Here is a 20,872-nt window from a genome sequence, read left to right as displayed (position 1 = left end):
TGCCAGCAGCCTTGCAACAGCCTTGCGACGCAGACGTGTCACAGACCGCTCAAACGTTCTGACAGATCGATTAGAAAAGCTGGTTGCGATGCCGCTTCAAGAAACGCCGCAAGGCCGGTTCATCAGCCTTTTCAATGGCCTCAGAGACAGGCATCCAAATCCGCTTGCGTTGCCCCAGCTCAGGAAAATTATCGACTTGGCTTTCAAACTCCACCTTGAACACAAGCACTTTGGTGCGCAGTTTCAAGCCACTTGCGAGCCCCTTGTAGGACCGAAAACTGCCCAGAGGCCGATGATCTGCAGTGCCGATCACCCCAGCCTCTTCATAAGCTTCAAGCAGAGCCGTCTCGAAGGCCGGCATGTCCGCCTCGGGCCATCCTTTCGGTAAAATCAGCCGGCCGGTGTCCCGTGTCGACACGAGAAGGATCTCATGCTCTTGTTCGCCCTTCCGGCAACACAACGCCGCGATCTGCAGGCGTGCCGGTTTGACAAACAAACCAGCAAAACCGCGCAGCCACGAGGCGTCGAACGCCGATATCGTCGGGGCAAAAGCCATACCAATCCCAGAGTGGTGAAGTTGAGACGCTGGCTTATATAGCGCAGTTTGTTTGCCGTCTAGCAAAAAACGCACATTGTGCGCATATGCGCATTAAAACTACGCAATGAGTGTCACATTTTTAAAAGTGTTACGTTTTCGGCCGTCCAAGCACCTGGCCAAACCTCTGCACCGCCGTCGCGCAAGGCTCGAATCACGCCGACTGGAACTGGCGTGGTTAGAAATAATTCTTCACCGCCGACGCCGCCTGTCGGCTTCAGTTCAGCGCCAACACCTTCGAATCCAAGCTCTTCTTCACACGGCACATAGAGCGCTGCGCCCGAAACATTGGTCTCGTTCTGCGTTGTGCCATCGGCTCGTCCGACAACGCCGCAGGCTGCAACGGCGCACATCAATTCGACCGCCCGCGCTTTTGCACAACCGAACACACGGTGATAGCCGGAGAGTTTTTCCGTCATCGACGGTACGAGGATGAGGTCGACTTTTTCTTTGGCAAGAAGACAGCTCAGCGCTGGCATTTCAATGTCCAGGCAGATCAGGATGGCCATCTTCAGACCATCCAGCTCAAACACCTTCAGCTCCGTTCCAGGCACCAGATGCCAGATGTCTTCTTCCTGCTCAAAGGGTGTGAGGCTCAATTTATCCTGTCGGATTTCGCGGCCATCAGCGGTCAGCAGCACCGCAGTGTTTGTGATCCCCTTGGGTGTTTTCACCGGCCATGTCCCGGCCAACAATGAAACGCCTGTCTTTTGCGGCAATTCGGACAGCAGCGGAAACAGATCGTCACCAACATCAGCCAGAAAGCCCATTTCCTGATCTGGCCGAAGACCCTCCGGTTTGAAGGCAAGGCTTGTCTCGGCGAGGTATTCCGGCAGGACGAGAAGTTTTGCGCCTTCCGACGCTGCCCTCTCGAGCCCCTCCGCAATCATGTCCGCTAGCGCGGCCACAGATCTGGGCGCTCTACCGAGATTGAAGGACCAAAGTGAAATCGGATATTCGGTCATGCTGCCCGCCCCATTTGAGTACCAAGCAGCCGACATAACTGGACCTTGCGTATCAGTTCAAGGCTGATACTGGACAGTTTGGTTCAGCTCGCGAACAAGGCGACAAAAAACGTCAAAAGAATCAAGAAACCGGTATTTATGAACCACGGCTTGGGTTCGGCCGGAAGCGCCCGCAACTTTGCAGATTTTCTAACTTCGCGAACACCTTCAAGAGCCCGGTCTGTGCGCCGGTCGATCTCGCGGAAATACGGTGCCAACTCATTCTGAGTACGCATACTCAACCCTCACGATTCCTTCGTGAGATGAACGCTACGGCAAGGGTGTTAGAGGGAGGTTAATTGCAGCGGATAACAAACTCCTTGAACAGATCTTGAGCCCATGATGGATTGGTCACGGTTCTTGACGGAGGATGCCATGGTCGAACTGCCGACACTCATCACCTACAGTCTCATTGTACTTGGGTTTGTATTCATTCCAGGTCCGGCAACCCTTTTGACAATCGCACGGGCCACAACGTCGGGACCAAAAGTCGGCATCGCGACAGGCGCCGGGATCGCAGCTGGCGACATCGTTCACACATTGCTCGCTGTATTCGGCCTCTCAGCGATCATCGCGGCCTCAGCTCTTCTGTTTTCGGTGATCAAATACGTCGGTGCCGCCTATCTGATTTACCTTGGCATCAAAGCCATCACTTCGAAGGTTGCTCCGTCATTCGGAGACGGCATTGCGGACGTAAGCACTGGGACAGCCTTTCGCCAGGCTTTCATTTCGGAGATTCTAAACCCAAAAACCGCCCTCTTCTTTTTGGCGTTTTTGCCGCAGTTCGTGCAGCCCGAAAATGGTTACGTGCTGCTTCAACTGACAATTCTCGGATTTATTTTTGTCGCCCTCGGGCTATTCAGCACGATCGTCTTTGCCTTGGGCGCCGGTACACTTGGCGGATTGGTCCGGCGCAATCCCGTCATCTTGAAATGGCAAGGAAAAGCCGTCGGGACGATTTTCTGCATTCTCGGTGTTCGACTGGCGTTGCAGGAACGTTAAAGCCTGGTCTTTTGCGGGTCCGCAACGTCCAGAATGCGTAGCTGCACTTTCGGTGTCCCCTGCCAGGTGTCAATGGACAGGGTCCCCGCAATGTGCAGGTTGCGGCCACGGCCTTCTAGAAGCAACTGGCCGTGAGGCTTGTCCTCTGCCTTGAAGCAAATCCCCTTGAGCGCAGTGCCGTCACCAGCCGCAAGTGTCGCCCGAACATGGCCCTTGCCCACAACATCGGCAAAGGAGACCCGGTGCGCGGGAAATGCAAACACGGGCTCGGAATGACCCGCGCCGTAGGGGCCTGCTTTTTCCAGCATATTCATCAGATCGAGGTTTGCGCCCGTTGCAGTCAGTGCCGCGTCGATCTTCAGTTCCCGGTGCGCGGTTGCGGCTTCAACATCATCTTTTAGGGCGTCGTTGAAGAAGGCTTCCAGATCTGCAGCCTTTTCCTGGCGGACCGTCAACCCTGCCGCCATGGCATGTCCGCCGCCCTTTTCCAAAAGCCCGTCGTCGACAGCCTGCCGCACAGCTTTGCCAAGATCGACACCGTTGATCGACCGTCCGGATCCAGTCCCCTTGCCCGTTTCATCATAGGCAATTGCAAAGGCTGGCCGGCGATGCGCTTCCTTGAGCCGCGACGCGATCAGGCCGACGATCCCCGGGTGCCAATCGTTGGATCCTGTCAATAGAACGGCCGGGTCCCGCTGTTCGATGGCCATAGCGGCCTCGGCTCCCGCCTGTTCGAGCATTACAGCTTCCATCGCCTGACGCTCGGTGTTTAGCTGATCAAGACGTTCGGCAATAGCGCGAGCCTCATGCGGGTCCGCTGTGGTCAAAAGCCTCGCACCCAGGGCCGCATCACCAATCCGGCCACCCGCATTAATTCGCGGACCGATCAGGAACCCCAGATGATAAGGGGCCGGTTTTCCGCTCACCCGCGCGGCATCGGCCAGCGCAGTCAGACCGTGGTTCTGCCGCTGATGCATGACTGCCAACCCACGCGTTACATAAGCGCGGTTCAAGCCCTGGAGCGGAACCACATCACACACAGTGCCGAGTGCCACCAAGTCCAGCAGTGCCATCAGATCCGGCGCCTGACGGCCGTTGAACACGCCCCGCTGACGCAGCTCGCGGTTCAGTCCGACAATAAAGAGGAATGTGACGCCGACGGCCGCCAAGTGCCCCTGCCCCGACAGATCATCCTGCCGGTTCGGATTGACCAGCGCCCGCACATCGGGCAGCGTTTCACCAACTTGGTGGTGGTCAATCACCACGACGTCGAGGTTGAGCTTGCTGGCCGTCTCAAAGGCTTCAAAAGATGTGCTGCCGCAATCCAGCGTAATCAGCAGTTCCGCACCGCCCGCCTGGAGGTTCTCGATTGCAGGTCCGTTTGGGCCGTACCCCTCAATGATCCTGTCGGGAATATGGATGACCGGATCAAGCCCCATCCATTGGAGATACTTTGCCAGTACCGCGGACGAGGTGGCGCCATCGACGTCGTAGTCGCCGAAGATCGCTATCTTCTTCCCTGCCTGAACCGCATCGGCTACGCGAGCCACAGCTGCGTCCATGTCGACGAGACTGCTCGGATCCGGCATCAAGGTCTTGAGGGATGGTTCGAGAAACGCCGAAGCGTCTTCAGCAGCAACACCGCGCGCTGCCATGACACGGGCCAAAACGTCAGGCAGCCCGTGCTGTTGCGAGATCGCCATCGCGGCGCGTGTTTCAGCGGCGCTCAGGCGCTCCCGCCATGCATTTTCATTGGCGGAGCGGGCAACCCCGAGTACGAGCCGCCCTTTATCGTCTTCGCCAAATCCTGTCAGCATGCGTTCAGACTTAGTCCAGGTGGAATTTTTCCAGCTGTGTGTGCTGGGCCTTGATGTAGCGGACAGTCCCCGTAGAGGACCGCATGACCACAGTGTGCGTGGTGATGTGATTGCGGCCGAAGCGCACGCCCTGCAGGAAGTTGCCGTCCGTCACACCGGTTGCGGCGAACAGAACGTCCGGACCGGCCATTTCTTCCAGCGTGTATTTTTTCTTGATGTCGTCAATGCCCATACGGTGGGCACGTTCGACCTGCTCGTCGCGGGTGATCACCAGACGGGACTGCATTTGACCGCCGATACAGCGCAACGCCGCAGCCGCCAGAACGCCTTCCGGAGCACCGCCGATACCTGCGTAAAGATCGATGCCGGTTTCCTCCGGATCGGTGGTGTGGATCACACCAGCCACATCGCCATCGCCAATTAGGCGGATCGCAGCACCGGTCGCCCGGATTTCTTCAATCAAACGTGCATGGCGCGGACGGTCGAGGACACAGGCCGTCACTTCTTCGATCTTGACGCCTTTTTCCTTGGCGACAGCGGCCAGATTGTCCGCAATCGGCGCATCCAGATCAATCAGGCCCTCAGAATAGCCCGGACCGATCGCAATCTTGTCCATGTAGCTGTCCGGCGCATTCAAAAGGTCACCTTCCGGAGCCAGCGCGATGACAGCGAGAGAGTTCGGCAGGTTCTTTGCGCAGATGGTCGTGCCTTCCAGCGGGTCCAAAGCGATGTCCACTTTCGGGCCCTGCTTGGTGCCGACATTCTCGCCGATGTAGAGCATCGGAGCTTCGTCACGCTCACCTTCGCCGATCACAACCGTGCCGTCGATCGGAAGACGGTTCAATTCACGGCGCATCGCATCAACAGCTGCCTGGTCGGCGGCCATTTCATCGCCATGACCGCGCAACCGGGCGGCTGAAACAGCTGCTCTTTCGGCAACACGCGCCAGTTCCAATGTCAGGATACGGTCAAGCCCGCTGGCTGGCTGGTGTTCTGTGTTGGACATCAACATCTCCGCTTTTCCCCCGTTCCGCACGTCCGCGGGACGTTTGACTTACTTCAGTTTTTCGATCCGGATCATCTGAGGCTGTTCTGCGACCACGCCTTTCGACATGACAACATCCAGCGCTTCTTTGATGGCAATCTCGGTTGTTTCATAGGTGATCAGGATGACCGGTTGCGGCGCATCCGCACTGTCGCGGTCTCGGTCTTCTGCCGCTGCCCGTTTTTGAACGATGGACTCAAGCGAAATACCGGCATCCCCCATGCAGCGGGCAATCTCGCCGAACGCGCCCGGACGATCGTAGACAGACAAGCGGATGTAGTACCCCCCCTCGTGAAGGCGCATCCTGGCCCGCTCATACGGAACCAGGTCTGTTGCCGGCATACCAAGAACGGGTGTTTCGTCGCCCCGGGCAATGTCTGTTATGTCGGCAACCACAGACGACGCTGTCGCGTTCCCGCCGGCACCCGGTCCAACCAGAACGATCTCCCCGACGTAATCACCGTCGACGGCAACAGCGTTCAGAACGCCGTCGATCCGTGCAATCGCGGACGATTTCGGCACCATCGTCGGATGCACCCGTTGTTCAATGCCCGTGTCGGTGCGTTGTGCAACACCGAGCAGCTTGATCCGAAAGCCAAGCTCGTCGGCGGCCTGGATATCGGCCGTGGTAATGGAGGTGATACCTTCCATAAAAATGCTGCCAGCATCGATTTCTGTGCCAAAAGCAAGACTCGTCAGGATCGCCAGCTTGTGCGCCGTGTCGTTGCCTTCAATGTCAAACGTTGGGTCCGCTTCCGCATAGCCAAGACGTTGCGCATCGGCCAGACAATCTTCAAAGCTGATGCCTTCGGCTTCCATCCGCGTCAGGATATAGTTGCACGTCCCGTTGAGGATGCCATAGACGCGGCTGACTTCGTTGCCGGCCAGAGACTCGCGCATGGTTTTCACGATCGGAATGCCGCCCGCAACCGCTGCCTCATAATTGAGGCAGGCGTTGTTCGCCTCAGCGACACGTGCCAGATCCACACCGTGTTTGGCGATCAATGCCTTGTTGGCCGTCACGACATGCACACCGCGGCCAAGCGCCGCGCGAACACTTTGCTCGGCCGGACCGTCTTCCCCGCCGATCAGCTCAACAAAAATATCGAGCTCTGCTTCTTTCGCCATGGCCACCGGCTCATCGAACCAGGTGAAGCCGCTTGTATCAATTCCCCGGTCCCGCGTCCGGTTCCGGGCGCTGACAGCCGTCACCGTTAACGACCGACCGGTCCGGCGTTCGATCTGGCCAGCGTGCTTTTCCAGGAGTTGCACCACGGACGCACCGACCGTTCCAAGGCCGGCCACGCCGATTTTCAATGCGTCTGCCATTCGGGAATAAATCCAATTCTATTCAGCGAGAAGTCTCAAGCGGGATGACGTTGTGCAGCTTTTGCTCCGCAGTTTCAAGGAAGCGGCGGACATTTCTTGCCGCCTGGCGCAACCGCTGCTCGTTTTCCACCAGGCCAATGCGGACGAACCCGTCACCATATTCGCCAAACCCAATGCCGGGCGCGACTGCGACGTCAGCACGTTCCAACAACAATTTGGAGAACTCTAGACTGCCGAGAGACCGGAACTTTTCCGGGATCGGTGCCCAGCAGAACATGCTGGCTTCCGGTGCCGGTATATCCCAACCGGCACGGCCGAAGCTCTCAACGACAACATCCCGGCGTTTCTTGTAAATGTCACGGGTTTCACGGATGCAATCATCCGGACCGTTCAGCGCCGCTGTCGCAGCAACCTGGATCGGCGTGAAGGCACCATAATCTAGATAAGACTTCACCCGGCCAAGGGCGCCAATCAGGCGTTCATTACCAACCGCAAAGCCCATCCTCCATCCCGGCATAGAGAAGGTCTTGGACAGCGATGTGAACTCGACCGTGACGTCCATTGCCCCCGGCACCTGCAAGACGGACGGAGGTGGCGTGTCGCCAAAGTAGATTTCCGAATAGGCAAGATCCGACAGGATGAAGATGTTGTGTTTACGCGCAAAAGCCACGACGTCCTTATAGAAATCGAGGTCCGCGCAATACGCTGTCGGGTTGGCCGGATAACACAGAATGATCGCGATCGGTTTCGGCACAGAGTGAATGACCGCGCGTTCCAGCGCTTCAAAGAAGCCACTGTTCGGCTCAGCCGGAATGTTGCGGATCGAGGCTCCGGCCATCAGGAACCCGAACGTGTGGATCGGATAGCTTGGATTGGGGCTCAGGATCACATCGCCTGGCGCGGAAATCGCTTGGGCCATGTTGGCAAAGCCTTCCTTGGAGCCAAGTGTTGCAATCACCTGTGTGTCCGGGTCGAGCTTCACGCCAAACCTACGGCCGTAATAGGATGCCTGAGCCTTACGCAGACCTTGAATTCCCTTGGAAGCGGAATACCGGTGACTGCGCGGGTCCTGAACGACCTCTGTCAGCTTGTCGACGATGTGTTTCGGTGTTGCCAGATCCGGGTTACCCATACCGAGATCAATGATATCCGCGCCCGCCGCTCGCGCCTTTGCTTTCAAGCGATTGACCTGTTCAAAAACATACGGCGGGAGCCGTTTGATTTTGTGGAACTCCTCCATGGGCGCGGATCCTTGCGGCTTGAAAATGGGTATATCGCACCTGCGGCATAAGCAGGTTGCGCGCCCTTTTAACAGGCCTTTTCAAGTTTCGCACCCATCTTTGAGCGCCTAGCCACCTAAATGTGGGAACAGATAAGTTTGGCCGGGACCTGCCAAGGACGCCGCCGAGAAGAGGTAAAGCACGCGAACTAGAAGGCTCGGTAACGAGCAGCTATGCCAGATGGGGATTATAATAAGCGAATTGTGCGTCTTCAGCGCCAGAAAAAACTCTAGCCTTTTCAGCGGAGCCGACAACCGTTTTGCCCCGGCCGCACGCTTTGGCTTCATACATAGCTCTATCTGCAATTTCCAAGGCCTCATCCAGTCCGAGATCAAGCGGTACAGAACTGACGCCAGCACTTAATCCAACCTGAACCGCACCCTCTGTCTCCTCAGAACAGGCAGCTGCGAAATGAGCCCGTATCCTTTCGGCAAGAATCCGAGCTTGGTTTGGCGCCATCCTTGTGGACAGAATGACAAACTCATCACCGCCCAACCGGCCTGCAACCGTATCCACCGGTCTTGTTTCCTCGCAAACCCGTCCGAACACTTGAAGGACCAGGTCACCGGTTGCATGGCCGTGCTTGTCGTTGACTCTCTTAAACTCATCAATGTCAAACCGGATCACAGTGAGACAGTCGTTTGCGCCGGAGACTGACTTGAACGTTGCCGCCCGTTCAAACACCGCCCGACGGTTGGGCAATCCCGTTAGACAATCGCGATAGGCGGCCGATTTAAAATTTAGAAGAGACCGCTCGATCGGCATGGCGAGAGCGGTAAACATGCAAAGGACCATGGTCACCAGGATAAGCAGCAGTGCAATCAAAATGACATGTCCGCTGATCGCCGCGAACAGCTCGTTTTCCACGCCAAATCCAAGTGCAGTCAAAAAACTGAAATGGGCACCTGCTTCAAGAGCAGCACTGAAAGCGTAAACCTTTGGCGTGACGAGATTTTCTGTATTCCAGCGCAAGCAGATTATGGCCGACCATGCGATGTAGAGGATCATAACCGGTTGTACGTAAGCCACCCGGCTGGACAATGTTGTCGCAAAGTCCGGAACTGAGCAGAGTAATAGCCAAACCCCGGCAAGCCCTGCAGCAATCCAAAGGCGCAAAGGCTGGTGAAAGAAGGCAGCGACACCGCTGCGTCTCAGGCCAGTTGCAAAAAGGATAAGGAAATTCGCTGCAACGATGGTCAAGTCGTCCGGCAACACACCACGGAAGCTTATGAGCAGTGTGCCGATCGCCCCAAGCAGGAACGCAATAGACCAGAGCCCGAAGGACAAATGCCCTGCCCGGTCACGATGTTTCCAGAAGAAAAAAAGAAAGCACAAGACGGCACTGGCTGTCAGCTCAGCGACAACTAGGGAAAACAGTATAGTCTTCACATCAAGCACGAGCGCCCCCAAAACTCCGGGACCACATATCAGCAATTCAAGCTATATGCTCGCCTTCAGGTGGCATATCAAAGTTTCCGAGTTATCCAAAGTTGTTTTCCCTTACGGCACTCGATATTTTTTTGGAGAGGTTAAGCAATGATTTCCAGAAAAACAGGTGACAAATCTAACACTCCGCTGCTGGGGAAATATCAAGCCGCTGTGCAGAATCTGGCTTCCGGGGTCTATTGAACAGTCGAGACACTCTCTTCACTGCGCGTCTGCGAGTGTAGCTAAGTATTCTTCCGTTTTGGCACGCTCCAGCGGGTTAATGAGGCCTTGTGACTGCACGGACGCGTTCGGTGGACCGTAACCCGTTGGCGGCTGGACTGTGCCGGACAGTGCTTTCTGGTCCGGATTCACGGCTTTGACCAGCGGCGTTCCGGGCCCAACGGCGCAGGATTGAAGAATGAATGCACCCAAGAACACCAAACAGAGATTGCGCCGGATACGCATGATTGTTGCCTCCCCTCATACAACTCGGATCATAGTTCCATCGAGGTGTCACACAAGTCCTCTAGCACAGCGGCAATATGCGTTATGGAAACCAATCGACGGCGCTGGAACGTTGTGCCATAAATGAACTTGACGTTCCGAATACAAGCGCAAATAGAAACACATAACGCTAAGGAACCGCCCAACGAACTGCCGCCACCAGACGGCAGTCTAGAAGACCGGAAGTCGGAGGAATCCCTGGTTATGGCTGATGACCGCCAGCATCCCATGTTGCAATACATCATCAACAATCCCGAGGCTTTCGCACAAAATCTGGCGAAGACGCTGGAAAATGCAGGCAAGGCTCTTGCTGCGTATATCGAGCCACGAGAGCAAGGCAAGATCACGCATGAGTCGACCGATGAACTCACCGGCGTCGTCAAGACACTCGCTCAGGTAGGCGAATACTGGGCGTCTGATCCGCAGCGTGCCCTTGAGGCGCAGGGACGCCTGTGGAGCGGTTATATCGATCTCTGGAATTCTTCGCTGAAGCGGATGATGGGCGAACAGTCAGAGCCGGCTGTGAAGGCCCCGGCGACGGACAAGCGCTTTGCCGACCCGGATTGGGAAAACAATCAGTACTTCGATTTCGTCAAACAGATTTATCTGATTACCAGCCAGTGGGCCGAGGAGATGGTTCACGAAGCCCAGGGACTGGACGAGCACACCCGCCACAAGGCCGAATTCTACGTCACTCAGATCTCCAACGCACTCTCGCCGTCAAATTTCCTTCTGACCAATCCTGAACTCCTGCGCCTGACAATGGAGAGCAACGGCGAAAACCTGGTCAAGGGCATGGAGCATCTGGCCGAAGATCTGAAGACCGGCAAGGGTGAACTAAAAATCCGGCAGACCGATCCGTCAAAGTTCAAACTCGGAGAAAACCTTGGAACGACCAAGGGAAAGGTGATCGCGCAAAACGACGTGTGTCAGGTTATCCAGTATGACCCGGCAACGGACACGGTCTTGAAGCGCCCCTTGATGATCGTGCCGCCGTGGATCAACAAGTTCTACATCCTCGACCTCAACCCGGAGAAATCCTTCATCAAGTGGGCAGTGGATCAAGGCCACACGGTGTTCGTGATCTCCTGGGTCAATCCGGACGAACGGCAAGCTCAAAAGAGTTTTGAGCACTACATGAAAGAGGGCATCCTCAACACGCTGGATGTCATCAAGCGCGCCACCCGTCAGGAAGAGGTCAATGCGATCGGCTATTGCGTTGGCGGCACCCTGCTCGCCGTGACACTGGCGTATATGGCCCAGACAGGCGACGATAGGATCAAAACGGCCACCTTCTTCACAACCCAAGTTGATTTCACCTATGCAGGCGATCTGAAGGTGTTTGTGGACGAAGAGCAAATCTCCATTCTAGAGAAGCGCATGGCGGAAAGCGGCTATCTGGACGGATCCAAGATGTCGTCGGCCTTCAACATGCTCCGCTCCAACGACCTGATCTGGTCCTATGTGGTAAACAACTACTTGAAGGGCAAAGAACCCTTCCCGTTCGACCTCCTTTATTGGAACTCAGATTCGACCCGCATGCCGGCAGCGAACCATTCTTTCTATCTCCGCAATTGTTATCTTGATAACAAACTCTCAAAGGGCGAGATGGAAATCGGCGGCGAAACCCTGGACCTGTCCAGGGTCAAGATCCCGATCTTTAACCTTGCAACCCGCGAAGATCACATCGCGCCGCCCAAATCCGTGTTCCTGGGATCCGGCTGTTTTGGCGGACCAGTGGAATATGTGCTCTCGGGATCCGGCCATATCGCGGGCGTCGTCAATCCGCCGTCCAAAAAGAAGTACCAGTATTGGACCGGCGGTGCGGCAAGAGGCACTCTGGAGAACTGGCTGAAGAACGCCGAAGAACATCCCGGATCGTGGTGGCCCTATTGGGATGAATGGATCCGGACAAACGATGCGGCGGAGGTGAAGGCGCGCAAGCCAGGAGCCAACCGGGTCAAGATACTCGAAGAAGCCCCCGGCAGTTATGTGATGAACCGGGTTTAAGATGAGAAAGCGGGAACAGATTGCTGTCAGTTCCCGCAATCTTTTTGCATTGCAAGGAAAAGCAATCAGTTGAACGCCCGGAACACCTGACAGGATGACGATAGAGTATCCGTTTTGCTCAAGCCGGATATTCTAGAGGGCCACATCCAGCGGTGTTCTGGTCATTCCAAGGAGTTTTGAAAACTTGTCGGCGGCCATCGGTCGGCCAAAGTGATAGCCCTGTGTGGTCTCACACCGGCAGCTGAGCAGGAACGCCTGTTGCTTGGCCGTTTCGACACCCTCCGCGACGACGTTCAATCCAAGCTCGCGGCCCAAGCTGATTATCGCCCGGACAATTGCGCGGTCGCTTTCCTTGTATTCGAGATCCCGGATGAAGCTTTGGTCAATCTTCAGCCGGTTCAAAGGAAAATTCTTCAAGGCGACAAGGCTGGAATAGCCAGTGCCGAAGTCATCGATTGCCAGGTGAATGCCGATCCGGCGAAAGTCTTCCATCAGCGCAACAGCTTGCTCAACGTTCTGGATCACAAGGCTTTCTGTGAATTCAAGTTCCAGATAACGCGCATCCAGCCCGCTGGTATCGAGCGCGGAAAACACATCTGACAACAAAGCCTTGTCGCGGAACTGGTTCGCAGAGACGTTCACGGCGATGGTGATGTTCGGAAGCCCCGCATCCTGCCAGGCTTTGTTTTGACGGCAAGCCTCGTTCAACACCCAGCGGCCAAGCGGAATAATCGCTCCGGTTTGCTCCGCAATCTCAATGAATTCGCCCGGCATTAATCTGCCACGTTCCGGGTGAGACCACCGGACCAGTGCTTCAGCGCCAACAATCCGGCCGCTCATCAGGTCGATCTGTGGCTGATATTCCAGAAACAGCTCGTTATTTTGGATGCCTTGGCGCAACTCTTCGACCAGTTTCAGCCGATTGACACCCGCTGGCGCTGTTTCCGGATCAAAAATGAAAAAGTTGTCCCGTCCGAGGCTTTTCGCTTCAAACATCGCCTGGTCAGCATTTTTCAAAACGTCATCCGCGGTCTCGCCGTCGAGCGGAAAGACGGCTGCCCCGATCGAACAGGTTACGTGAAGCGTCAGCGATTCCAGTGAAATTGTTTTCAGAATTTCTTCGCGCATTCGCGTGAGAAAATCCCGCAGCTCTGGTTTGTGTGCCGAGGGCCCATCCACGAACAGGACAAATTCGTCACCGCCGAACCGAATGGTTTCAAAGGCAGTATTGTGGGAAGCAAGGATGCGTTCGGCAACGGCAGAAAGAACTTCGTCGCCGACAGCATGCCCGTAGCTGTCGTTGATGTATTTGAAGTTGTCCATATCGACGAAGACCACAGCAACCGGGTCTCCGGTCTCACGGCTCGCAGCCACTTTTGCTTCGAGTTTATCTTTGAACTTCCGGCGGTTCGGCAACCCGGTCAAAGGGTCTTGCTCTGCCAGATAGCGGATCCTCTTTTCAGCACGGTCACGTTCCACGGCAATCGATGCCAGATGGGCTGCCTCACGAACGATTTTTTCTTCCCGCTCTGATGGTGCACGAACGTCCGTCCAATAAAATGCAAAGGTCCCCAAGACCTTGCCATCCCCGGAGAAAAACGGAACGGACCAGCAGGATTTCAGGTCATATTCGCGAACGAGGTCGACATAATCTGCCCAGAGTTCACTGTCGAAAATATCCTCGACGAACACTGCTTCCTTTCGAAAAACAGCCGTTCCACAAGACCCTACTCTTGAACCAATCTCGATGCCATCAACCAACTCCAGATAGCTCTTGGGCAAGTTCGGACCGGACGCCGACAGGATATGATCGCCGCTGTCGTCCACGAGCATGACGGAACCCATACCGCTGTCCAGCTGCTCTTCAATCATCAGCACCAAAGCGTCGAGGACATCTTGCAGCGGCAAACCGCTCACCAGTTTCTTCAGGATCTCATTCTGACCCCGCTGCAATTTCTCGGCGTTTTGGCGCTCGGTGATATCTCTTGAAATACCTACGATCCCGACGACATCACCGGTCTCGTTGCGGATCGGGTATTTGGACGACGAAAACCACTTATCTGTCCCGTCAGGCAGAAGGATGCGGTCCATAACGTCGACCAAGTCCCTGCCCTCACGCATCATTGTCTGTTCGGCATCATAGAACACGTGCCCGACTTCCGGTGAGTGCAACTCCAAATCAGATTTGCCGATCAGCTCCGCACTGCTTGAACGGCCCATGTCTTCAGCGACCTTGTCATTCGCCATGACAAATCGCGACTGGCGATCCTTTACATAAACATAGTCGGAAACGAGATTCACCAGCTGCTGAAGCCAGTCCAGATCGCCAAACATATCCAGGGAGCTGTCATAGCGGTCCGCCGAGTTCAGCTCTTGGAGCCTTGTCGCAAGGGATTGCATGGCCTGCCAGTCGGCAAAACCTGTTGGGCCTTCGTTTCTTCCCTGAGACACCTGTTGATCCGTCATGGATCCGCCTTCTACCGCATCTGCTTATCACTTTTTCTTGCAGACCATCCTAGTAACACATTCCAGACTGCCAAAGCGTTTACATGCATTAATCCCGCACAAGCTCTGTGTGTTTGGTTTGATTTTCCGTTAACCCGACGCCAGAAACGCCTTACAGTGCCAAAACCCAACCAAAGACCTGTCCGTTCATTGTCAACTTTGCCCCGAATCGCGCTTGTCACGGTTTGCAAAACACGTTGAGCGCGAGTTATATCTTGTTACGAAGGGAAACAGTTCCAGATCATGCACACACCGCCACTGCTTCATTCTGACGATGGAAATTCCGCACATTGGGCGGGCGCGACCGGGTCACCACGTTACACGGCGAGGTCTGGCACTCCCGCACCAACGCGCGCTCCAATGATAGCTGCACGAATGTTCGTCCCGGTTTGCGCGGCAGCTGCAAGCTGGACAGCACTTTGGATTGGTCCGTTCTATGCCGGCACACTGGCACTTTGGACGTGTTGGGCCACGGTGGCTTTGTCCCGGATTATTTCTTCTGATAACCCGCGCTTGTGCCGGGAGGCAGCATTCGGTGAACGTATCTGGCTCAATCAGTTTATACAAACCAAAGGTCAACAAGGACCTATGCTAGGTCTCTATCTAACGGCATGGACATCGCTGGGTGTCACGATCCTAGGTGGATTGATGCTGACGCCGCTTGTGACCGTGACTGGCGTAATGGTTGCCTTGATCACCCAGTACGTTTTGTGGAAGCAACTGTCTGCCTATTACTGCCAAAACAAGACTACCCATCCGCTCTACCGCTTCTGGGACACACAGAAAGCCAACGACAACAACAAGTCATTCAAAGGCTTATCAGACGGACACATGACGTCCGATCTCGGCCGTCAACGTCAAAGACCGTCCGTCCGCTGACGCTGCTTTTCCGCAAGCAATCCGATATACATCAGCGCAACGCTCGCGCCGGCAATTGATGTGATGTCGGCATGGTCATAGGCTGGCGCGACTTCAACAACATCCCCGCCAATAAAGTTCAGATCACCCAGCCGGCGCAAGATCATCAACGCCTCCCGGCTTGTGAGACCACCCGCAACAGGCGTTCCGGTCCCCGGCGCGAACGCAGGATCAAGGCAATCAATGTCGAACGTCATATAGGCCTTGGCATCACCGACCCGGTCCTTGACCAGTTCGACCACGCCGTTGACGCCAAGCAGTTCGACTTCTTCGCCGTAAAGAATTTCGAGGCCGCAAGTTTCCGGCGCGTGCGTGCGGATGCCAATCTGAATTGATTTTTCCGGGTCAATCAGACCTTCTCGAACCGCCCGGCCGACAAAGGTGCCATGATCGATCCGGTCTCCCTTGTCATCCCAAGTGTCCTGGTGCGCGTCGAACTGAACGAGGGCCAAAGGTCCGTGCTTTTCGACATGCGCCTTCAACAAGGGATAGGTGACGAAATGATCGCCTCCGATGGAAAAGAGATGCGTGCCGCTCTGCAGGATCTCTCGCGCCTGTGCTTCAATGTGGCCTGGGATGTCCCGGTTGTGGCCATAATCAAAAACGCAATCCCCATAATCGACACAAGCCAGTGTTTCGAACGGATCAAACTCGAAGGGGTATTGCGGATCCCCATCAAAAATAGCCGATGCTCGGCGCACGCCCTGTGGTCCGAAACGAGCACCAGGCCGATTTGAAACGGAAGCGTCAAACGGAATCCCCCAGACGGCCAGATCGACCCCGTTCAAATCGCGGCTGTACCGCCGGCGCATGAACGACAAGACGCCGCCATAAGTCGGCTCGTGCGACCCTCCCTTCAGAGAATCGCCTAGGAACGCATTGTCGGTCTGACGGGGCAAATCAACAGCCATGGGGCACCTTTATCAAAAGAACTGCAGGCACTTAACCGCAGTCCATCGACAACCTCAAGCATTCATTCAGACCCGGCAGCTGAAGAGATTTGCAACTTACCGTCAAAGTGAGAATGCCATTTCGGCGGCCCTCTCATGGAGGTCTTTCTTGAAATTCTGAATGTATCTCGCGTTGCCGCCCTCCCGGATCGCGTCTAAAAGGCCTTGCCTCGCACAGCGGGCTCCGGCAGCATAATTTCAGGGACATAGAGATTTGGCAGACACAACGGCAAAACTTCTGCGCGGCAGACTGCTGACCTTCACCTCCGCGCCCGGCGGCCCTGAGGACACATCCGCCTATACCTATGAAGACGATGGCGCGGTCCTGATTTCCAATGGAGTGATCAAGGCACGCGGGTCGTATGCTGACGTCAAAGCCTCAGCTTTAGAGCCATTTGAGGAAATCGACCACCGGCCGCATTTGCTGATGCCCGGTTTCATCGATACGCATTTGCATTTTCCGCAAGTGCAGGTCATCGCCTCTTGGGCCGATCAGCTGCTGGACTGGTTGAACGACTACACCTTCCCGGCCGAGCAGAAATTCGCTGACAAAACACACGGTGACCGGATCGCACGTGGGTTCTACGACTGTTTGCTTGCAAACGGCACGACGACGGCGGTCGCCTACTGTTCCAGTCATCCGAATTCGGTCGAGGCGTATTTCGAGGAAGCCGGCCGCCGGGGCATGCTGATGCTCGGCGGCAAGACGATGATGGACCGGAATGCTCCGGAAGCCCTCTGCGACACTGCTGAAAGCGCCTACACTGACAGCAAGGCACTTTTGGAGAAATGGCACGGCAAAGGTCGCGCCCACTATGTCATCACGCCGCGGTTTGCGATCACCTCGACGCCCCAGCAGCTGGAAGCAGCCGGCACGCTCCTGAAAGATTATCCGGACTGCCATTTGCAGACGCACATCAATGAGAACCACAACGAGATTGCCTTCACGAAGGAGCTCTACCCGGACGCACAAGACTATCTGGGTGTCTACGAAGACTTCGGGCTTCTGGGGCCCAAAACACTGCTGGGTCATTGCATCCACATGAATGACCGGGAATTGGGCGTGATGCAGGAAACCGGTTCTGTCGCCGTGTTCTGTCCGACCTCCAATCTGTTCCTGGGCAGCGGTCTGTTCGACAAAAAACGGACAGAAGCAGCCGGCATTAAAACCGCAATCGCGACCGACATTGGTGGCGGCACCAGCTATTCCATGCTGCGCACGCTGGATGAAGGCTACAAGGTCCTGCAATTGCAGCGCCAGCGCCTGCATCCGCTTGAAACGTTCTACTGGGCAACGCTTGGTAATGCGAAGGCGCTGTCGCTTTCTGAAAAGATCGGCTCGCTCGACGTTGGTACCGACGCGGACATTGTCGTTCTGAACGCCAAAGCCACACGCCCAATGGCCTTACGGATGGAAACAGTTGAAACGCTGTCCGAAGAGCTGTTTGTTTTGCAAACCCTGGGTGACGACCGGTCCGTTGTCGAAACCTATGTGGCAGGGGTTCCGCAGAAACCTGCTGACCTAGACGCAGCCGGCCTCTAACGCAAAATTACGTATTGCCCGCAAGGCCCTGACTTTGTCTACTAAGAAGAAAGTCTCGGCTTTCAAGGGGATGTTGTGGACACAATCACGAGCAATCTTAGCCATGATCCGCTGCCGTTTTTTATCACGGCACCGGGCCAGACAGACACGCTGTTCATTGCGGTCAGTATCTTCATGGTCCTCGTGCTGGTCGGGTTCGGCGCGCTGTATTTCACAGTTCAGGCCTGGCCGGACCGGATGGCGTCCGGCATGGGCAAGACCCAGATCCAGATTGTCGGGCTGCTCGGACTGTTGTCCCTGATCACCTTCAACAACGCCTTTTGGGTTGCAGCCCTGTTGCTCGCCGCCATTCCAATTTCGCAGATTGTTTTACCTGTTAAGGTCAAATCGCTCCGCTCTGGCCGGACCGGCAAGCGAAGGATCCGGTAATGCTTGAGCTGCTTTTCAGCGCCCTGATTACAATCCTTCCGGATTACCTTTATCGCCGCTACAAGCAGGGCAAGCGGCTTGGTCATGAAATCAACCTGTTCACAGTGTGGTATGAGCTGCGATGGGGCATCACGTCCTGTGCCGTGCTTGCGATCAGTCTGCTGACGGTGATTTTCTATTTTCACCCCACAACGACGAATGTCACCTCGCTCTTCAGGACCGTTTCCATTCTCAGCGACCGACCCGGCCGGGTCGAAGAGGTCTATGTTGCCGACAATCAGTTTGTCCGCGCCGGAGACCCTATCTTCCGGCTCGACACTCAGCGGCAACAAGCGGCAGCCGAGACAGCGCGGCGCCGGATAGCCGAGGTCGAAGCCGCAATTCTGGTCGGACAAGCGGAACTCGCAGCGGCCGAAGGCAACATCATTGCTTCTGAAAGTCAGCTACGTCAGGCGCAAGATGATCTCACGCGGCGCCTTGAGCTGTCTCAGCGAAACCAGAATGTTGTCACCGAGCAGGAATTGGAGCGCCTGCGGCTGTCGGTCGAGGGTCTGACCGGGTCGCTGGAAGCAATCAAGGCGCAGCGCGATGCGATCCAGACCCGGCTCCGGGTTCTTCTTCCGGCGCAAAAGTCGAGTGCCGAAGCGGCACTTGCGCAGGCGGAAACAGAGATCGAAAAGTCGACCGTCTTTGCCGGGACAAACGGTACTGCCCGCCAGTTCAAGCTCCAACCGGGTGACCTCGTTAATCCAATCCTGCGTCCGGCCGGTATTCTGGTCCCCGAAGGATCGGGCCGCGGCCGCTTTCAGGCTGGCTTTGGTCAAATCTCAGCTCAGATCCTCCACATCGGCACGATCGTTGAGATTACTTGCGCCTCAAAACCGCTTGCCGTCATCCCGATGGCTGTCACCGAAATCCAGGATGCGATCTCAGGCGGTCAACTCCGGCCCACAGATCAGCTAATCGATATTCAGGATCGCGCGCGTCCCGGCACGATCCTGACTGTTCTAGAGCCTGTTTTCGAAGGTCATGCAGACTACATCCCGCCCGGCAGCCGCTGCATAGGCGTTGCGTATTCCAATCATGACAAGGCCATAAAGTCTGGTGAGATTTCCGGATTCTCTGCCTTCCTGTTCCGGATCGTGGACGGGATGGGAATTGCGAATGCGCTCGTCATCCGCATCCAGTCCCTGCTGTTACCGGTCAAAGTACTGGTTTTTCCAAGTTAGGCTCTGAGGGCACAGCCATTCTTACGGGTCTGAAGAGTCTAACTGCCAGTGCCACAGATGCGAAGACAACAAATGCTGCGCCGCAGGCGCCGTATACCGCCACAAATCCATAACTCTGGAGTGCCGGAGTAAACACAAATGGCGACACGATCTGCCCTAAGAACATGGATGTTGTGATCATGCCGGAGACCGTTCCACGCCGAGCGGGCGGTGCAATGTCGAGCGCGGCAAGAAACAAGGCAGGCTGGACGAACGCATAGCCAACGCCAATCAGTGCGCAGCCCGGAATTATGAACTCCCACGCTGGATACATCGCAAGCGTTGCAAACCCACATCCCATGATGAGAAAACCTGCCGAAAATGTGATTGGGAGACCGAGACGGCCGCGGATCGCTGCAAACTTCAACGCAGTGAAAGCGCCCGACAGGGTCAAGGCGCCGAGCCCGAGCGCTGTGCCGGTCGCCCCGTCAAATCCTGATGCTTCAAGGTAAAACGGCAATTGGCTGGGCATCAGAAAAAAGATCATCACGGTCAGCATTGAAAGACCAGCAAGCCCGAAAGCGTAAACCAGCCACGACCCAGCTTGCGCGGCCGGGTCTACGGATGCCCCACTCTTCAGTGATGAGGCCACGTCAGGTGCGATTTTCCGGTTCCGATGCTCCTGTTTCATAACCGGCCAGAGCAACGGCAGCAGAAGAAGAGGCAACGCGTAAATCAAAAAGGGCAAACGCGGAGAAACGCCGGCCAAAAGACCGGCTCCACCGATAAACAAAAACCCGCCGAAATTGATCGCAACAACCTGCCCTCCCATAAAGGCGCTGCGGCGGTTGCCCTGAAACAAATCCCCGGCAAGGGCGACCTGCGCGGTCATTGTAAAAGCAAGCGCGACCCCAAGCAGAAGACGGCTTATAAGGATGGCAGTCAGATCGTTCAAATAGGCACCGGCACTACCCGACAGTGCGAACACCAAAACACCAGCCATCAGCAACCAGCTTCGCCCGAAGCGGTCAATCGCAAGACCAGCAAGCGGTGCAACAAGAACTACGGTCAAGGACGGCGCCGAGACCAAAAAGCGGACCAGATAAGTCGCGCCCGGCTCGCCTGAAAAACTGGCTTCCAGCGCAGGCAAAGCAGGACTGATCGTGGCATTTGCCATGATTTTTAACGAGGCTGTCAGAAGCAGCGCCAACGCAGTTGCATCGCGCCAAAGCGATGTTTCCGGCCGGTCATTTGTATAAGTCATGTAAAAATCCTCTTGCATGACGACTGAGTTGGCTGCAGCCT

The 20,872-nt window shown here is 55.9% G+C and carries 18 protein-coding genes; 6 read left to right on the top strand and 12 right to left on the bottom strand.

The annotated features are described in order from the left end of the window. Window positions 1–70: 70 nt before the first annotated feature. The 3 genes from ACQY4Z_RS23025 to ACQY4Z_RS23015 form a co-directional block, all read right to left on the bottom strand. Window positions 71–556: an NUDIX hydrolase gene (locus ACQY4Z_RS23025; RefSeq protein WP_428525185.1), complete on the bottom strand. Its 486-nt coding sequence runs from the start codon at window positions 554–556 to the stop codon at window positions 71–73. 113 nt (window positions 557–669) lie between these two features. Then, entirely contained in the window at window positions 670–1,560 is an 891-nt protein-coding gene (locus tag ACQY4Z_RS23020) for a nitrilase-related carbon-nitrogen hydrolase (RefSeq protein WP_428525183.1), read from the bottom strand. An 83-nt stretch (window positions 1,561–1,643) separates the two neighbouring features. Further along, window positions 1,644–1,835 carry a hypothetical protein gene (locus ACQY4Z_RS23015; protein WP_428525181.1) on the bottom strand — a complete coding sequence of 64 codons (192 nt, stop codon included), beginning with the start codon at window positions 1,833–1,835 and terminating at the stop codon, window positions 1,644–1,646. Window positions 1,836–1,974: 139 nt separating this feature from the next. Here ACQY4Z_RS23015 and ACQY4Z_RS23010 point away from each other — a divergent pair, with 139 nt between their 5' ends. Next, complete coding sequence (locus ACQY4Z_RS23010; RefSeq protein WP_428525179.1) at window positions 1,975–2,601, top strand: LysE family translocator; 627 nt, start codon at window positions 1,975–1,977, stop codon at window positions 2,599–2,601. Here the strand turns inward: ACQY4Z_RS23010 and recJ are convergent. The 6 genes from recJ to ACQY4Z_RS22980 form a co-directional block, all read right to left on the bottom strand. Next, window positions 2,598–4,418 carry a single-stranded-DNA-specific exonuclease RecJ gene (recJ, locus tag ACQY4Z_RS23005; RefSeq protein WP_428525177.1) on the bottom strand — a complete coding sequence of 607 codons (1,821 nt, stop codon included), beginning with the start codon at window positions 4,416–4,418 and terminating at the stop codon, window positions 2,598–2,600. The two genes, ACQY4Z_RS23010 and recJ, sit on opposite strands and share 4 nt — an antisense overlap. 10 nt (window positions 4,419–4,428) lie before the next feature. Continuing rightward, the gene (glpX, locus tag ACQY4Z_RS23000) at window positions 4,429–5,424 is read right to left on the bottom strand and encodes a class II fructose-bisphosphatase (protein ID WP_209002191.1); all 996 of its coding nucleotides are present in this window, start codon (window positions 5,422–5,424) and stop codon (window positions 4,429–4,431) included. Between the two features lie 48 nt (window positions 5,425–5,472). Further along, window positions 5,473–6,792 carry a homoserine dehydrogenase gene (locus tag ACQY4Z_RS22995; protein WP_428525175.1) on the bottom strand — a complete coding sequence of 440 codons (1,320 nt, stop codon included), beginning with the start codon at window positions 6,790–6,792 and terminating at the stop codon, window positions 5,473–5,475. Between the two features lie 22 nt (window positions 6,793–6,814). After that, window positions 6,815–8,032, bottom strand: a complete 1,218-nt coding sequence (locus ACQY4Z_RS22990) for an LL-diaminopimelate aminotransferase (RefSeq protein ID WP_209175147.1) — start codon at window positions 8,030–8,032, stop codon at window positions 6,815–6,817. Between the two features lie 211 nt (window positions 8,033–8,243). After that, window positions 8,244–9,470 (bottom strand): diguanylate cyclase, encoded by a 1,227-nt coding sequence (locus ACQY4Z_RS22985; protein WP_428525172.1) that lies wholly within the window; start codon window positions 9,468–9,470, stop codon window positions 8,244–8,246. A 249-nt stretch (window positions 9,471–9,719) separates the two neighbouring features. Further along, window positions 9,720–9,965, bottom strand: coding sequence for a hypothetical protein (locus ACQY4Z_RS22980; RefSeq protein ID WP_428525170.1), 246 nt, complete (start codon window positions 9,963–9,965; stop codon window positions 9,720–9,722). A 243-nt stretch (window positions 9,966–10,208) separates the two neighbouring features. Here ACQY4Z_RS22980 and ACQY4Z_RS22975 point away from each other — a divergent pair, with 243 nt between their 5' ends. Further along, the gene (locus ACQY4Z_RS22975) at window positions 10,209–12,014 is read left to right on the top strand and encodes a PHA/PHB synthase family protein (RefSeq protein WP_428525168.1); all 1,806 of its coding nucleotides are present in this window, start codon (window positions 10,209–10,211) and stop codon (window positions 12,012–12,014) included. A 132-nt stretch (window positions 12,015–12,146) separates the two neighbouring features. Here ACQY4Z_RS22975 and ACQY4Z_RS22970 read toward each other — a convergent pair whose 3' ends face one another. After that, window positions 12,147–14,480 carry a sensor domain-containing protein gene (locus ACQY4Z_RS22970; RefSeq protein ID WP_428525166.1) on the bottom strand — a complete coding sequence of 778 codons (2,334 nt, stop codon included), beginning with the start codon at window positions 14,478–14,480 and terminating at the stop codon, window positions 12,147–12,149. Between the two features lie 399 nt (window positions 14,481–14,879). On the opposite strand from ACQY4Z_RS22970, the gene ACQY4Z_RS22965 reads away from it, so the two are divergent. Then, on the top strand, window positions 14,880–15,398 hold the full coding sequence (locus ACQY4Z_RS22965) for a hypothetical protein (protein WP_428525164.1): 519 nt from the start codon (window positions 14,880–14,882) through the stop codon (window positions 15,396–15,398). Here the strand turns inward: ACQY4Z_RS22965 and speB are convergent. Further along, complete coding sequence (gene speB, locus ACQY4Z_RS22960; RefSeq protein ID WP_428525162.1) at window positions 15,377–16,348, bottom strand: agmatinase; 972 nt, start codon at window positions 16,346–16,348, stop codon at window positions 15,377–15,379. The two genes, ACQY4Z_RS22965 and speB, sit on opposite strands and share 22 nt — an antisense overlap. Before the next feature lie 253 nt (window positions 16,349–16,601). Here speB and guaD point away from each other — a divergent pair, with 253 nt between their 5' ends. The 3 genes from guaD to ACQY4Z_RS22945 all read left to right on the top strand — a co-directional run bounded on the left by guaD (window position 16,602) and on the right by ACQY4Z_RS22945 (window position 19,588). Continuing rightward, window positions 16,602–17,930, top strand: a complete 1,329-nt coding sequence (guaD, locus tag ACQY4Z_RS22955) for a guanine deaminase (RefSeq protein WP_428525160.1) — start codon at window positions 16,602–16,604, stop codon at window positions 17,928–17,930. Window positions 17,931–18,005: 75 nt separating this feature from the next. After that, a complete protein-coding gene (locus ACQY4Z_RS22950; protein WP_428525158.1) occupies window positions 18,006–18,359 on the top strand; it encodes a hypothetical protein in 354 nt (117 codons plus the stop codon). Next, window positions 18,359–19,588, top strand: a complete 1,230-nt coding sequence (locus ACQY4Z_RS22945; RefSeq protein WP_428525156.1) for an HlyD family secretion protein — start codon at window positions 18,359–18,361, stop codon at window positions 19,586–19,588. Before ACQY4Z_RS22950 ends, ACQY4Z_RS22945 begins: the two co-directional genes overlap by 1 nt. Here ACQY4Z_RS22945 and ACQY4Z_RS22940 read toward each other — a convergent pair. Further along, a complete protein-coding gene (locus ACQY4Z_RS22940) occupies window positions 19,563–20,831 on the bottom strand; it encodes an MFS transporter (RefSeq protein ID WP_428525154.1) in 1,269 nt (422 codons plus the stop codon). The two genes, ACQY4Z_RS22945 and ACQY4Z_RS22940, sit on opposite strands and share 26 nt — an antisense overlap. Window positions 20,832–20,872 lie beyond the last annotated feature (41 nt).

Origin of the sequence: Roseibium sp. (assembly GCF_965276855.1) — a bacterium.
Lineage (GTDB): Bacteria > Pseudomonadota > Alphaproteobacteria > Rhizobiales > Stappiaceae > Roseibium.
Note: the sequence above shows the minus strand (reverse complement) of the source record. Positions and strands in the feature narration are given on the sequence as shown.